Here is a 14,527-nt window from a genome sequence, read left to right as displayed (position 1 = left end):
TAAGCGGGTATATACCCGCGACCGGAGAACAAGAATGACATCGATGTGGCGTACGTGCGGTTGGGTTCTGTTGGGGAGTGCGCTGATTCTTGCGTTGTCTCTGGGCGTTCGACATGGCTTCGGCTTGTTCCTCGCGCCGATGAGTGCCGAATTCGGCTGGGGGCGGGAAGTCTTTGCCTTCGCCATCGCCCTGCAAAACCTGATCTGGGGCCTGGCGCAACCGTTCACCGGCGCGCTGGCCGATCGCTTTGGCGCGGCGAAAGTGGTGCTCATCGGTGGCGTTCTGTATGCCCTGGGCCTGGTGTTCATGGGCCTGTCCGACTCGGCGGTGACTTTGTCGCTAAGTGCCGGCCTGTTGATCGGCATCGGTCTGTCCGGCACCTCGTTTTCGGTGATCCTCGGCGTGGTCGGGCGGGCAGTGCCGCCGGAGAAACGCAGCATGGGCATGGGGATCGCCAGCGCCGCCGGTTCCTTCGGTCAGTTCGCCATGCTGCCCGGCACGCTCGGGTTGATCGGCTGGCTCGGCTGGTCCGCGGCCTTGCTGGCGTTGGGGTTGCTGGTGGCCCTGATCGTGCCGCTGGTGGGCATGCTCAAGGACAAACCCTTGCCGGTGCTAGGGCATGAACAAACCCTGTCCGAAGCCTTGCGTGAAGCCTGTTCCCATTCGGGATTCTGGCTGCTGGCGTTCGGCTTTTTTGTCTGCGGCTTCCAGGTGGTGTTCATCGGCGTGCACCTGCCGGCGTACCTGGTGGATCAACATCTTCCGGCCACCGTCGGCACCACGGTGTTGGCGCTGATCGGTCTGTTCAATATCTTCGGCACCTACACCGCAGGCTGGCTGGGCGGGCGCATGTCCAAGCCGCGGTTGCTCACGGGTCTGTACTTGTTGCGGGCTGTGGTGATTGCGCTGTTCCTCTGGGCGCCGGTGACCACGACAACAGCCTATCTATTCGGCATGGCCATGGGCTTCCTGTGGCTGTCGACGGTGCCCTTGACCAACGGCACGGTCGCGACCTTGTTTGGCGTACGAAACCTGTCCATGCTCGGTGGGATTGTTTTCCTGTTTCATCAGCTCGGCTCGTTCCTCGGCGGCTGGTTGGGCGGGGTGGTGTACGATCGAACCGGAAGCTATGACTTGATCTGGCAAGTCGCGATTCTCTTGAGCCTGATGGCGGCGGCCCTGAACTGGCCGGTGCGTGAACGGCCGGTGGCGCGCCTGCAAACCCAAATGAGTGCGACATGAACAGTCTCTGGCCGCGAGTCACCCTTTTGGCAGTCTGTGCCTTGCTGTTGGCCCTGGCGTGGTGGGGCTGGCATCAGGGCGGGCTGGCGCTGATGCAGTTGGGCATGAGTGTGTGCTAGAGGGAGGCTTGCTAGCAGGATGTCAGGGCGAGTAACTTCGATCCTGACGATTCCTCACACGGAGGCACCGATATGCTGATGCGCTGGTTTGCAGTTCCCGCGTTACTGGTAGCGTTTAGCGGATTGGCTCAAGCGGCAGAGTGCCCGGCGCTGTTGCAGGGCTCATTGCCCAAGTTGCGCGCCAATGAGTCCATCGATTTGTGTCAGCGCTTTGCCGGCAAGCCGTTGGTGGTGGTCAACACTGCCAGTTTCTGTGGCTTCGCGCCGCAGTTCAAAAGCCTTGAGGCGTTGAATCAGCGTTACAAGGAGCAGGGGCTGGAAGTGATCGGCGTACCATCCAATGACTTCAAGCAGGAAGCCAAGGACGGTGCCGAGACCGCCAAGGTCTGTTACGTGAATTATGGCGTGACCTTCACCATGACCGAACCGCAGAAAGTCCGCGGCGACGATGCCACGCACCTGTTCAAGGTGCTTGCCAGTCAGAGCAGCGCGCCCAATTGGAATTTCTACAAGTACGTGGTCGATCGCCAGGGCAAGGTGATCGCCAGTTTTTCCAGCCTGACCAAGCCCGATGACCCTGAGTTCATCGCCGCTGTGGAGAAAGCCCTGGCCTCGCCGCCGCTGGCTGCCGTTCCCTGACTGTGGGAGCGAGCCTGCTCGCGAATTTCGAGGGCGCCACGTTTATCCTGCTGGTGCACGTCATCGTTGACGTCCATCGCGAGCAAGCTCGCTCCTACAGCCCACAAAAAAGCCCCGCGTTCTGCAGAAGAGCGCGGGGCTTTTTCGATTCGGGCGGCGAGTCGTTCAGGCTCGCCGACGATCATCAGAAGCGGTAGGTCGCACCGACACCGAAGCCGTTCGCCCAGTTTTCATACTTGGCGCTGTAGCTCTGGTTGCGAGGAGCACCGTTGCTGTTGTTGACATGGACCGCTTCTTCCTTCAGGTACGAATACGCCACGTCAATGGTCAGGTCGTCGGTCGGGCTCCAGCCAGCACCCAGGCTGAAAATCGTGCGATCGCCAGTCGGGATACGTGGCGAGCGGTTTTCGTTGTTGGTTGGCGCCTGGTCGACGGACAGACCGGTACGCAGTACCCACTGTTTGTTCAGCTGGTAGGAAGCACCAATGGCGTGCGCCCAGGTGTCGTGCCAGTTCTGCTCTTCAGTAATGGTGCCAAACCCGCGTGCGGCCAACGCTGCAGGTACGCCTTCGTTCTCGACGGAGATTTCCTTGAGGCGGCTCCAGCGAGTCCAGGTGCTGCCTGCGTAGAGGGTCCACTGGTCGTTCAGCTGGTGAGTCACGGAGAAGTCAACCGACTCAGGCGTCGTGATGTCGAGCGAAGCGTCGTACTTCTGGCTCGGGTTTTGGCCCAGTGCGCTAAGCAGGCCGTAGTTGACCTTGGTGTCACCCTCGATCTTGTACTTCACTTTCGAATGGTAGGTCAGGCCGACGCGAGTGCTGTCGGTGGCTTGCACCAGAATACCGATGTTGTAACCCAGTGCGGTGTCGTCACCCTTGATCTTGACTTCACCGTCCGGTGCCAGCGGGTTCAGGGAGACGTTCGATTCCAGCTTGCCGTCGATGCGGTTGATGGTCGGACCAAAACCGATCGACACCTTGTCGTTGAAGGCATAGCTGACGGTTGGCTGCAGGGTCACGATTTTGACTTCGCTCTTGCTGCCGAAGTAACGGCCGGCAAAGCCGTTCTCGTAATCGGTTACCAGGCCGAACGGCGCGTAGACGCCGAAACCGACCGCCCACTGGTCATCGATTGGCTTGACGTAGTAGCCCATCGGCACGCCCATGAAAGGGACCATGTCACCTTTGTTGGTGCCGCCGTTCGGACGGGAGCTGGCATCGCTGATATCGGTGTGCGCGTCAATAAATGCAACACCGCCAGTCACTTGTTCGCGCTTGAGGCGAGACATGCCGGCAGGGTTGCCAAAAATGGTGGATGCGTCGTCGGCAGAGGAAGATCGCCCGGCAAAACCTGTACCCATCCCGCTGATGCTTTGTTCGTTGAGGGCAAAGCCACTTGCAAAGATCTGGGTGGATGCCAAGGCAACGGCGAGGCTAATGGTGGTTTTGAGCATTACTTTTTTCATTATTAGAACTCCTGGTGATCACCGGGGCGCAAATTACCAACATTTTTGTCCGGGCGCTATAGGCTGTATCGCTTGATTTAGAGCGGTTTTGTAGGACAATCCGACCAGATTCGCGACCTGTTGTGCGATCTTTGGATCCAAGCGGGGATCAGCAGGCTGCCTGATTCAGCGGTGAAACACAGGTTTGCCAGGCGGAGGTGAAGTCTCTCAGGCGTCCTTGGGGCTGGAAGGTCTGGCGCCAGATTCGGGCCATGCCCAGCAGGTCGTCTGCTTCGGGGAGAGGGGTGTTCTGTTCTTCGACCAGCAGCCAGGCAATGGCTGTGGCGTAACGCAGGTTGACGGTCAATTCCAGGTGCGGGCCACTGAGAAAGGCATGCTGGCTGGCCAGGCCGCGGACCAGGCTGGCACGTTCGGGATCGAGGGCCAGGTAGTGGTCCCAGAGGGCCTGATGGCGGGGTTCGGCGATTCGATACAGGCCGTGTCCACGGCGGTCGTGCAGGGCGGAACCAAGGGCTGACTGGCTGGCGGCGATACCCAGCAGCAGGGATTCGGCGGTTGCGCTATGGCGTCCAAGGTAGATCAATGTCGGGCGGATCACATAGCGGCACAGTTCGCTGGCAGCGATACCCATAAAACCCTCGAAACACTAAATGGTCGGCGAAACCTGAAGGGAGCGTTGGCAGCGGTGAATCGACTCAGGCTCGCCGGAAGCGGATCAAGCCGCTTGAGTTGAAGTGTAGTGTCATATTCACTGCGTAAAGGTCTGTTTTTAAAATATTTCCGGCTTCCAGTTATAACCGTTATATCGCTTGGTGCTTAGCCGGAGGACCTGCAACATGAAATGCCAGGCAACAAAAAGCCCCGCTTTTTGAGCGGGGCTTCTGGTGTTTCAGCCTTGCTGGCGTCTCAGGCAACCAGTGCCTGACGGGTACGCTCGATCACAGCCTGCAGCGGTTCGGCGCTGGAGTATTGATCGGGGTACAGGCGCTCGCTGTGACGTGCGATGCCGTGTTCGTTGACCAGGGTAAAGCTGAAGCAGCCTTTGCGAGCGGCCATGATCAGGCAGTTCATTGGTGCAAAAGCGTTGGTTAGGGTGCGGATGGCATCCTGTGCATGGATTTGAGTAGACATAGTCATGGGTGTTCCTACAAGCGACACGGATAAGAGCCGTGCAAAATTAAAACGTTCCAGTAACGACGACCACCGTTGGTCGAACGAAGAACCCGACTGGAACAAAGCAGCCAGTTTGAAGCGCTGATAATTGGCGCGCTTGGGCTGGCAGGTAGGTACTTAGGAGGGCAGGCAACACATCGAGGGCAAAGGTTCTGGGCCCGGGGTGAAGATCCTGATCAATTTGCAGGTTGGTTCGTTCAGAGTAAGTGAGCCTGGCAACACCCTTTGCTTTCGATTCAAAGGCTGTGTTGACACAAGATTTACCTGGAAACCATCGAGGTGGCCGATCCCGCTTGTTCGGTGTAAGGCTTCCTGTGGGAAGGCTGACCGGGGGGATTTGTTCGACCAGAATTGACTTTCAGCTTGGTACTAACGGCGCGGATAGTATCGGATTGAAACGGCGATGGGAAGTGTGTTAGCCAAAAAAGCCGGCCAGTCGTCTCATTCTGCGGCTACGTAAAGTCCTTTGCCGAAGGTCATGAACCGAAGCAGCGCCCTGTAATGGTCCGTAATCCGACCGGCGGTCGTGGTGAATCGACCAGTGGCGAACTGCCTGGATCACGGGTTTGCAGGGTTTTATCCCCAGACAAGGAGAAAAAATGCGCGAAAAAAGCGCAGCGATATAACCGTCCCGAAGGTACTTGTGCACATTATTTGCGCGCGCTGTCACCTCGCTGTCATCTAGCCTTCAAGCGCAGTGGGTGCCTGTAACCAAAATTTAAGTCAATGAAAAACATCGCTTTTTTTAACTGGTGAAAAAATCGTCAGTTTGACTGCAGGCCCCATTCCACAGGGCTTTGCGAGACTTCAGGGGCGGTTGTCCACTGAGTTATCCACAGCTTCTGTGGATTGTCCCGAGCGCTTGCTCTAGGACGGGCGTGCCCGGATTTTTTCACCTTTACCTGTAAGAAAAAAAGAGTAGAGTGGCGCGCCTTCCGATCTGCCCACAGTGTTTTATGAAGTTTCGTACGCCATCCGCTTCATCCACTTCCAAAACGCCCATTGTTGCCCCACCCAAGCGCTTTTCGATGCGGGTGGCCGAATGGCTGCTGGACAGCCCGCGCCTGGGCGAAAACACCAACGTCAAACACATAGCCGGGCGTTTGCTCAAGCAACCGGCCCGTGAGGGCGTCGTGGCTGCGCAAAGCCGCCTCGGCCAGTTGATGTGCCGCGAGTGCGGCAATGCCAGGGACCGTCGCATCGGCCAGGATCTCCTGCGCCAGGCAGCGCGGGCAGGGGACTTGCGTGCGCAACAGGAACTGGGCCTGCTCGAAGACTGAGCTGTCCAAGACCTGACGCCTTGGTTAACCTTCAAGCTTTATTTCAATGGCAGGAATGGCTATGGCTATGGACTTGACCAGCGCGTTGCTGGGGCTCGGGGGCGCTGCTCTGCCGCTACTGGTATTGGCCTGGCAACTTCAACGCAGGGCAAGCTTGGCGCAAGCCCAGGTCGCGTTGCTGGAAGAGCGACTGGCTACGGCGCATCTGGCGCAGGATGGCCTGAACGCGCAACTCGAAGCCTGTCGTGATGAAATAGCCGATCTCGGTCAGGCCAATGCCGCCCGGCAAGCTGACCTTGCCGCTGTGCGCCGTGAAGTCGAGTTGCTGCAAATCGAACGGGATGATGCCCGCGACGCCTCCCACGCCTGGAATATCGAACGCGCAGGCAAAGATGCCGAGTTGCGTCGCCTGGACGCCCAGGCGGCATCGCTCAACGCCGAATTGCGTGAGCAGCAGGAAAGCCACCAGCAGCGCCTCAACGACCTGCAGGGTTCAAGAGATGAGCTGCGTGCGCAGTTCGCCGAACTGGCGGGGAAGATTTTCGATGAGCGAGAGCAGCGTTTTGCAGAGACCAGCCAGCAGCGCCTGGGACAGCTGCTCGATCCGTTAAAGGAGCGCATCCAGTCGTTTGAAAAACGCGTCGAGGAAAGCTATCAGGCTGAAGCCCGGGAACGCTTTTCGCTGGCCAAGGAACTGGAGCGCCTGCAACAGTTGAACCTGCGCCTGAGTGATGAAGCCACCAACCTGACCCGTGCCTTGAAGGGGCAGAAAACCCAGGGTAACTGGGGTGAACTGATTCTGGAGCGAGTGCTTGAGCATGCCGGGCTGGAGAAGGGCCGCGAATATCAGACCCAGGTCAATCTCAAAGGCCCGGATGGCGAGCGTTTCCAACCTGACGTGATCATTTATCTGCCTGGCGACAAGCAGGTGGTGGTCGACTCCAAGGTCAGCCTCACGGCTTATCAGCAATACGTGGCGGCCGAAGACGAAGGCATCAGCCAGATCGCTATCAAGCAGCACGTCCTGTCCCTGCGCAATCATGTCAAAGGTCTGGCCGGCAAGGACTACAAGCGGCTCGACGGTTTGCACAGCCTGGATTTCGTCCTGCTGTTCGTACCGATCGAAGCGGCATTTTCCGCTGCGTTGCAGGCCGAACCGACACTGTTCCAGGAGGCGTTCGACCGCAATATCGTGATCGTCAGCCCGACCACCTTGCTGGCGACCCTGCGTGTCATCGACAGCCTGTGGAAGCAGGAGCGGCAAAGCCAGAACGCCCGGGAAATCGCCGAGCGGGCCGGGTGGCTGTACGACAAGTTCGTGTTGTTCATTCAGGATCTGGATGAAGTCGGCAATCGCCTGCAGCAACTGGACAAAGCCTACAGCGCTGCGCGCAACAAGCTGACAGAAGGCCGCGGCAATCTGGTCAGCCGCAGTGAACAACTCAAGTTGCTCGGGGCGAGGGCCAGCAAAAGCCTGCCGGCGGATCTGCTGGAGCGGGCGATGACGGATGTGGATGGCTTGGTCGAGTTGCCGGAATAAAACGCGGTCGTCTGTAGGAGCGAGCTTGCTCGCGATGAACTAGAGAACACCGCGGGGGATCAGATTTCCCGCGTCATTGTTGGCGCCCATCGCGAGCAATCGAGCGTCGACCGGCTGCTCCTACAGCGGCAGATGCCGACTCAACAACGCCCGCAATGCCGCCGGTTTCACCGGTTTGGCCAAGTAATCCAGCCCCGCCGCATGCACCTGGGCTACCGTTTCCGGCCGGCCGTCGGCGCTGATCACCACACCGGGTACCGGTTCGCCCAATCGGGTCCGCAACCAGGCCATCAAATCGGTGCCTGTTTCGCCATTGTCCAGATGGTAATCCACCAAGGCCAATTGCGGCCGTACCCCATCACCAAGCAGCGCCGAGCATTCCTCGCGGTTGCGCGCGGTCCAGACCTGGCAACCCCAGCGGGTCAACAAGCTGTTCATGCCGATCAGGATGCTGTCCTCGTTATCAATGCACAGCACCTGCGCACCACTGAGCAGTTTGCCGTTGAGTTCGGCCACCTTGGCCGGCAACGCCGCTTGCGCTCGTGCCAGCGGTACGCTGACGCTGAACACGCTGCCGCGTCCCGGCCATGAGCGTACGCGCAGGGTATGCCCCAGCACGCGGCACAAGCCGTCGGCAATCGCCAGGCCCAGCCCCAGGCCTTTCTCGGCACGTGTTTGATGGCTGTCGAGGCGTTTGAATTCTTCGAAAATCACCTGCTGCTTATCTTCGGGAATACCCGGCCCGCGGTCCCAGACCTCCAGGCACAGCTCGCCCTTGCGGCGACGAACCCCCAGCAGCACAGGGCCTTTGGCGTAACGGAAGGCGTTGGTCAGGAAATTCTGCAGGATCCGGCGCAGCAATTTGATGTCGCTTTCGATGCGCAGCGTACTGCCCCGGACACGGAACGCCAGGCCCTGTTCCCGCGCCAGCGCCTTGAATTCGGCGCCAAGGGTGTCGAACAGCTCATTGAGTGCGAAGGGTTTGGCATCGGGATTGATTTTGCCGTTTTCCAGGCGGGAAATATCCAGCAAATCGCTGATCAGGTCTTCGGCTGAACGCAGTGAGCTGTCCAGGTGCTGCACCAGCTTTTGCGCCTCACCGGACAAGCCGTCCTCCTGATGAGTCAGGGCGGCGGAGAACAGTCGCGCAGCGTTCAAAGGCTGCATCAAGTCATGACTCACCGCTGCCAGGAAGCGGGTTTTCGACTGGTTCGCCGCCTCGGCGGTGCCTTTGGCTTCGGTCAAGGCCACATTGAGCTGCGACAGTTCGTGGGTACGTTCGGTCACGCGCTGTTCAAGGCTTTCGTTGGCTTCGGTCAGCGCCTGTTCGGCTTCGCGGAACGGGGTGATGTCGGTGAAACTCATGACGAAACCGCCGCCGGGCATCGGGTTGCCGATCAGTTCGATCACCCGGCCATTGGGGAACAACCGCTCGGAGGTATGCGCCCGACCCTGGCGCATCCAGTGCAGACGGCGGGCGACGTGCACTTCGGCTTCGCCGGGACCGCACAGGCCGCGCTCGGCGTTGTGGCGAATGATGTCGGCAATCGGCCGGCCGACACTGATCAAGCCATCCGGATAGTTGAACAGCTCCAGGTAGCGACGGTTCCAGGCCACCAGTTTCAGCGACTGGTCGACCACGCTGATGCCCTGGGTGATGTTTTCGATCGCCCCTTGCAGCAGTGCACGGTTGAATTGCAGGACTTCGGAGGCTTCGTCGGCGATGCGCACAACGTCCTCCAGTTGCATCTCCCGACCCTCGATGGCGGCTTTTACCACCGCACGCGTCGACGAGGCGCCCAACACACCGGCCAGCAATCGTTCGGTATGGGCAATCCATTCACTGTCGGCGTTCTGGTTCGGGTTGAAGCCTTTGCCCTGGCGGTAGGCAAAGCGGATAAAGCTCTGCCGGGCGCGCTCCTCGCCGACGAAGCGTGCCGCCAATTGCAGCAGATCGTCGATCTGCACCGCCAGCATCGAACGCGCGCTGGGGCGGGCGCTGATTTCCTGGCCGATGAAACGACCGGCCTGCCAGTGTTCCGATACCCGCGTACGCGACAGCACCGAGACCCAGGCGAACAGCGTGAAGTTGCCGGCAAGGGACAGGACCACGCCTTGGGTCAGTGGCGTGATCGGCAGGTTCAACGGGTTGCTGTGCAGCCAGGCCAGGCCCGGGAAACTGTTCAGGGAAACCCCGAGACTGTGGGCGGCGATCGGCAGGACCAAGGTGTAGAACCAAAGGAACGTGCCGGCGGCGAGACCGGCGAATACGCCGCGACGGTTAGCCTGTTTCCAGTACAGCGCACCGAGCATGGCCGGCGCCAGTTGGGTCACGGCGGCGAAGGCGATCTGGCCGATGGTCGCCAGGCTCGCGGTCGAGCCCAGCAGGCGATAACTGACATAGGCCAGCAACAGAATCACCACGATGCTCACGCGACGCACCGACAGCATCCATTGGCGGAACACCTCGAACGGGCGCTCGGCGTTGTTGCGGCGCAGCAACCAAGGCAACAGCATGTCGTTGGAGACCATGGTCGACAACGCGACGCTGGCCACGATCACCATGCCGGTGGCCGCCGAAGCGCCACCGATAAAAGCCAGCAACGCCAGGGCAGGGTGGGCCTGGGCCAGCGGCAGGCTGATGACGAATGAGTCCGGCAGCACCGAACTTGGCAGCATCATCTGGCCGGCGAGGGCGATCGGTACCACGAACAAGGCCGCCAGGGCGAGGTAGGCTGGAAACACCCATTTGGCCAGGTTCAAGTCCTGAGGGTCGATGTTTTCCACCACCGTCACATGGAACTGTCGCGGCAGGCAGATGATCGCCATCATCGCCACCCCGGTCTGCACCACCATCGATGGCCAGTTGATGGTTTCCTTCCAGTACTCCTCCAGGCGCGGGGCGAGCATGGCTTGGTCGAACAGGTCATCAAAACCGTCATACAGCCCGAACGTCACATAGGCACCGACCGCCAGAAACGCGAACAGCTTCACCAGCGATTCGAAGGCAATGGCCAGGACCATGCCGCGGTGGTGCTCCGTGGCATCGAGGTTGCGGGTACCGAAGACAATGGTGAACAACGCCAGTACCAATGACACCACCAATGCCGTGTCCTGCGCACGAACCCCCATGGCATCGGCGCCTGCACCGATCAACAGGTTCACACCGAGTACGATGCCTTTGAGCTGCAAGGCAATATAAGGCAATACGCCCACCAGGCAGATCAGCGCCACCACCACGGCCAGTGACTGGGATTTGCCATAGCGTGCGGCGATGAAGTCGGCGATGGAGGTGATGTTCTCCTGTTTGCTGATCATCACCATTTTTTGCAGCACCCACGGCGCGCCTATCAGCAGCAGGATCGGCCCGAGGTAAATCGGCAGGAACGACCAGAGCTGTTCGGCGGCCTGGCCGACCGCGCCGAAGAATGTCCAGCTGGTGCAATAAACGGCCAGCGACAGGCTGTACACCCAGGCACGCACCCGCGGCGGCAAGGGCGCGCTGCGACGATCACCGTAAAAGGCGATGGCGAACATGATGGCCATATAGGCCAGGGCGACGGCGGCAATCAGCCCGCTGGACAACGACATGGGAACTCCAGGTAACCAAAGACACCCGGGCCTCCCGCCCGGATAGACAGTCTCGCACGATGGCAGGGGTTAGTCAGTGTCGACCAAGGTCGTGGCGTGGCGGGGTGTCGCAGGTGGGGTGTCAGTCAGATCGATGGTGACTGCGCGGGCCTCTTCGCGAGCAGGCTCGCTCCCACATCGGACCGGGGTAAACACAGATCAACTGTGGGAGCGAGCCCGCTCGCGAATGGCATTGTCACTGACGAAGGGCAATCTCGATCAACCGATGCAACTCCTCGACGTCCAGCGGCGTCTCGGAAAACAGAATTCGAAACACGATAGGCGCCGCCACCATATTGATCAGCCGATCGACACTGGGCTTGGGCGCATCCGGATAGCGATCCAGGATAACCTGCAACTGCCCGCCAATGATCGTCGCGCAATAGCTCGGCTTGAGGCTCGCTTGCACGTCACGCAGCATATTGCGGCCGGGCGCTGAACTCATTTCATCCAGATACTGTTCGGCCCAGGCCAGCACGTCACCTTGCAAGCTGCCGGTCCTGGCCGACTCCGTTTCCGGTTGCATGCGCGCAAGCGCAACGTCCGCCAGCAACGCCGACAAATCACCCCAGCGCCGATAAATGGTCGAAGGCGTAACACCCGCCCTTGCGGCGATCTGCGGCACGGTCACGGTAGCGCGATCCTGCTCTTCGAGCAGTTCGCGCACGGCAGTATGAATCGATTCCTGGACCCGGGCGCTGCGGCCACCGGGACGTAAAGCGGGAGTAGTCATTGCGTGTTTCCTGTCTAGCGCCGGAGTCTGGTGCGAGATGACACCGGTTCTGAAAAGCCATGCATCGGACCTTAACACAAAGAATTTGCTTTAAGCGCAAGCCGGTAGCACACTCCGCAAAAGCAAAAAATTAGCTTTTGCGGAGCGATCTCATGTCCAGTTCTCATTCAAACCGTGCCAGCCTGTGGTTCCTGGCAATCACTTTACTCAGTTTTCTCGCGGCTTCCACGGCACCGACGCCGTTGTACCACTTGTATCAACAACAGTTGCAGTTCTCGGACGCTGTACTGACGCTGATTTTTGCCGTGTATGCCTTGAGTCTGCTGGCAGCGCTGCTGACAGTCGGTTCGCTCTCGGATTACCTGGGGCGCAAACCGGTGATTTTTACGGCCGTGGCGCTGAATATTCTGGCGATGTTGTTGTTTATTTGCGCCGACAATGTCGCCTGGCTGATCGGCGCCCGGGTACTGCAAGGCTTTGCCACCGGCATGGCCACCGCCGTATTGAGTGCAACCCTGCTCGACACCGACCGCCAACAGGGACCGCTGATCAACAGCGTGGCCCCGTTGCTTGGCATGGCCCTGGGCGGGATGGGGTGTGGTTTGCTGGCCGAGTTTGCACCGGCTCCCTTGCACTTGACCTACTGGCTGCTGCTGACCTTATTTTTGATGCAGGCCGTGTATGTGTGGCGTTTACCGGAAAGTGTCTCGCCGCAGTCGGGCGCATGGGCGTCATTGCGGCCGACCTTGCACGTGCCGGTCCAGGCGCGCTCCACCTTGTGGCGCGTGTTGCCGCTTAACGTTTCGACCTGGGCACTCGGCGGTTTCTACGCCTCACTGGCGCCTTCATTGGTGCGGGCGGCCACCGGCTCGACGTCGAACCTGATTGGCGGGGGCACCGTGGCAACCTTGACGGTGACTGGTGCCTTGATGATTTTCACCCTGCGCAATCGATCGGCCGCCTTGGCGTTGCGATTAGGCGCCAGTTCGCTGCCAGCAGGCATTGTCCTGATTTTGCTGGGCGTACACAGCGCGAGTCTGCCCTTGTTTTTCCTCGGCACGCTGGTCGCCGGCTGTGGTTTTGGTGCCGGCTTCCTGGGGGCCGTGCGCAGTCTGTTCCCCCTGGCCTTGCCCCACGAGAGGGCCGGGTTGATGTCGGCGTATTACGTGCTCAGTTATCTGGCGTTCTGCCTGCCGTCGTTGCTGGCCGGCAACCTCACCCGTACCTTTGGTTTAGTCGCCACTACCGATGGTTATTGCGCGGTGTTGATCCTCCTTTCGTTGAGCGCACTGTTCGCTTTGACCCGTCAGCGCACTATTAGCGCTTGCAGCGCAGCGGGTCAGCCATAAAGTGATGCGGTGCCCGCTCAGTCTTCGCGACAACGGTTTAATGTATTTATCTGCAAAATAGATAACAGTTAGAGATATTACCCGTTATATCGATATTCTATTCGGATCTATGATGGGCCCTACCTCACCAGAGGAAGGAGCCCACCATGACATGCCCCCATACCGCCCAACCCTGTATCAAACCTTTTCGCCAGCTGCAGCACCCGCGTGAGGTCATCCGCCAGTTCACCCCAAACTGGTTCGCCGCCACCATGGGCACCGGTGTGCTGGCCCTGGCGCTGGCGCAATTGCCCATCGCCCATCCGGTTTTGCACAGCGTTGCCGAAGCCCTGTGGCAACTGAATATCGTGCTGTTCCTGTTGTTCACCGCGCTGTATGCGGCACGCTGGGTGTTGTTTTTTGACGAGGCGCGGCGGATTTTCGGCCATTCCACGGTTTCGATGTTTTTCGGCACCATTCCCATGGGCCTGGCGACCATCATCAACGGCTTTCTGCTGTTTGGGTTGCCGCGATGGGGCGATGGCGTGGTTCCGCTGGCCGAAGCGTTGTGGTGGCTGGATGTGGCGATGTCGGTGGCGTGCGGGGTGTTGATTCCCTACATGATGTTTACCCGCCAGGAACACAGTATCGACCAGATGACCGCTGTTTGGTTGTTGCCGGTGGTGGCGGCGGAAGTGGCGGCTGCCAGCGGTGGCCTGCTGGCGCCGCACTTGGCCGATGCCCATTCGCAACTGGTGGTGCTGGTGACCAGCTACGTGCTCTGGGCATTTTCCCTGCCGGTGGCGTTCAGCATTCTGACCATTCTGCTGCTGCGCATGGCGCTGCATAAACTGCCCCACGAAAACATGGCCGCCTCCAGTTGGCTGGCGCTTGGACCGATTGGCACGGGCGCGCTGGGCATGTTGCTGTTGGGTGCCGACGCTCCGGCGATATTCGCCGCCAATGGTATGCCGGGTGTCGGTGACATCGCGGCCGGCCTGGGCCTGGTCGCCGGCATCACGCTGTGGGGCTTCGGTCTGTGGTGGATGTTGATGGCGGTGCTGATCACGCTGCGCTATCTGCGCGCCGGCATTCCTTTCAACCTCGGCTGGTGGGGGTTCACCTTCCCGCTAGGTGTCTATTCTCTGGCGACGTTGAAACTGGCCAGCACGCTGCACCTGATGTTTTTCAGTGTCTTCGGCTGTGTGCTGGTGGCACTGCTTGCAATGATGTGGCTGATTGTCGGCAAACGTACGGTGCTGGGTGCGTGGCGCGGTGAGCTGTTTGTCTCGCCGTGCATAGCGGGATTGAAGAAATGAACGGCAAAGTTTAGGTAAGGTGTGGCCTGGATCGACGTGCGACATTCCAATCACTGTA

12 protein-coding genes are annotated in these 14,527 nt (G+C 59.8%); 7 read left to right on the top strand and 5 right to left on the bottom strand.

The window, feature by feature from the left end; all coding sequences use genetic code 11:
• Positions 1 to 34 precede the first annotated feature (34 nt).
• The 3 genes from CKW21_RS19790 to CKW21_RS19785 all read left to right on the top strand — a co-directional run bounded on the left by CKW21_RS19790 (position 35) and on the right by CKW21_RS19785 (position 2,001).
• On the top strand, positions 35 to 1,243 hold the full coding sequence (locus CKW21_RS19790) for an MFS transporter (RefSeq protein ID WP_095195620.1): 1,209 nt from the start codon (positions 35 to 37) through the stop codon (positions 1,241 to 1,243).
• Positions 1,240 to 1,362, top strand: a complete 123-nt coding sequence (locus CKW21_RS31890) for a hypothetical protein (RefSeq protein ID WP_256590291.1) — start codon at positions 1,240 to 1,242, stop codon at positions 1,360 to 1,362. The genes CKW21_RS19790 and CKW21_RS31890 overlap by 4 nt, the downstream gene beginning before the upstream one ends.
• A 72-nt stretch (positions 1,363 to 1,434) precedes the next feature.
• Positions 1,435 to 2,001: a glutathione peroxidase gene (locus CKW21_RS19785; protein WP_095195619.1), complete on the top strand. Its 567-nt coding sequence runs from the start codon at positions 1,435 to 1,437 to the stop codon at positions 1,999 to 2,001.
• Between the two features lie 184 nt (positions 2,002 to 2,185).
• On the opposite strand, the gene CKW21_RS19775 is transcribed toward CKW21_RS19785, so the two are convergent.
• The 3 genes from CKW21_RS19775 to CKW21_RS19765 all read right to left on the bottom strand — a co-directional run bounded on the left by CKW21_RS19775 (position 2,186) and on the right by CKW21_RS19765 (position 4,597).
• Positions 2,186 to 3,466, bottom strand: coding sequence for an OmpP1/FadL family transporter (locus CKW21_RS19775; protein ID WP_095195617.1), 1,281 nt, complete (start codon positions 3,464 to 3,466; stop codon positions 2,186 to 2,188).
• Between the two features lie 148 nt (positions 3,467 to 3,614).
• The gene (locus CKW21_RS19770) at positions 3,615 to 4,097 is read right to left on the bottom strand and encodes a hypothetical protein (RefSeq protein WP_095195616.1); all 483 of its coding nucleotides are present in this window, start codon (positions 4,095 to 4,097) and stop codon (positions 3,615 to 3,617) included.
• Positions 4,098 to 4,372: 275 nt separating this feature from the next.
• The gene (locus tag CKW21_RS19765) at positions 4,373 to 4,597 is read right to left on the bottom strand and encodes a hypothetical protein (RefSeq protein WP_003204606.1); all 225 of its coding nucleotides are present in this window, start codon (positions 4,595 to 4,597) and stop codon (positions 4,373 to 4,375) included.
• A gap of 998 nt (positions 4,598 to 5,595) precedes the next feature.
• On the opposite strand from CKW21_RS19765, the gene CKW21_RS19755 reads away from it, so the two are divergent.
• On the top strand, positions 5,596 to 5,919 hold the full coding sequence (locus CKW21_RS19755) for a hypothetical protein (protein WP_095195615.1): 324 nt from the start codon (positions 5,596 to 5,598) through the stop codon (positions 5,917 to 5,919).
• A gap of 175 nt (positions 5,920 to 6,094) precedes the next feature.
• Positions 6,095 to 7,459, top strand: a complete 1,365-nt coding sequence (gene rmuC, locus CKW21_RS19750) for a DNA recombination protein RmuC (protein WP_170948698.1) — start codon at positions 6,095 to 6,097, stop codon at positions 7,457 to 7,459.
• Between the two features lie 120 nt (positions 7,460 to 7,579).
• Here the strand turns inward: rmuC and CKW21_RS19745 are convergent, their stop codons facing one another.
• Both CKW21_RS19745 and CKW21_RS19740 read right to left on the bottom strand, forming a co-directional pair.
• A complete protein-coding gene (locus CKW21_RS19745; RefSeq protein WP_095195613.1) occupies positions 7,580 to 11,050 on the bottom strand; it encodes a PAS domain-containing hybrid sensor histidine kinase/response regulator in 3,471 nt (1,156 codons plus the stop codon).
• 235 nt (positions 11,051 to 11,285) lie between these two features.
• A complete protein-coding gene (locus CKW21_RS19740; protein ID WP_095195612.1) occupies positions 11,286 to 11,822 on the bottom strand; it encodes a TetR/AcrR family transcriptional regulator in 537 nt (178 codons plus the stop codon).
• Between the two features lie 152 nt (positions 11,823 to 11,974).
• On the opposite strand from CKW21_RS19740, the gene CKW21_RS19735 reads away from it, so the two are divergent.
• Together CKW21_RS19735 and CKW21_RS19730 are read left to right on the top strand one after the other, a co-directional pair.
• Positions 11,975 to 13,171, top strand: coding sequence for an MFS transporter (locus CKW21_RS19735; RefSeq protein ID WP_095195611.1), 1,197 nt, complete (start codon positions 11,975 to 11,977; stop codon positions 13,169 to 13,171).
• A 146-nt stretch (positions 13,172 to 13,317) separates the two neighbouring features.
• Positions 13,318 to 14,469 carry a TDT family transporter gene (locus CKW21_RS19730; protein ID WP_095195610.1) on the top strand — a complete coding sequence of 384 codons (1,152 nt, stop codon included), beginning with the start codon at positions 13,318 to 13,320 and terminating at the stop codon, positions 14,467 to 14,469.
• Positions 14,470 to 14,527: the final 58 nt, after the last annotated feature.

The organism is Pseudomonas sp. Irchel 3A7 (assembly GCF_900187565.1).
GTDB lineage: Bacteria > Pseudomonadota > Gammaproteobacteria > Pseudomonadales > Pseudomonadaceae > Aquipseudomonas.
Note: the sequence above shows the minus strand (reverse complement) of the source record. Positions and strands in the feature narration are given on the sequence as shown.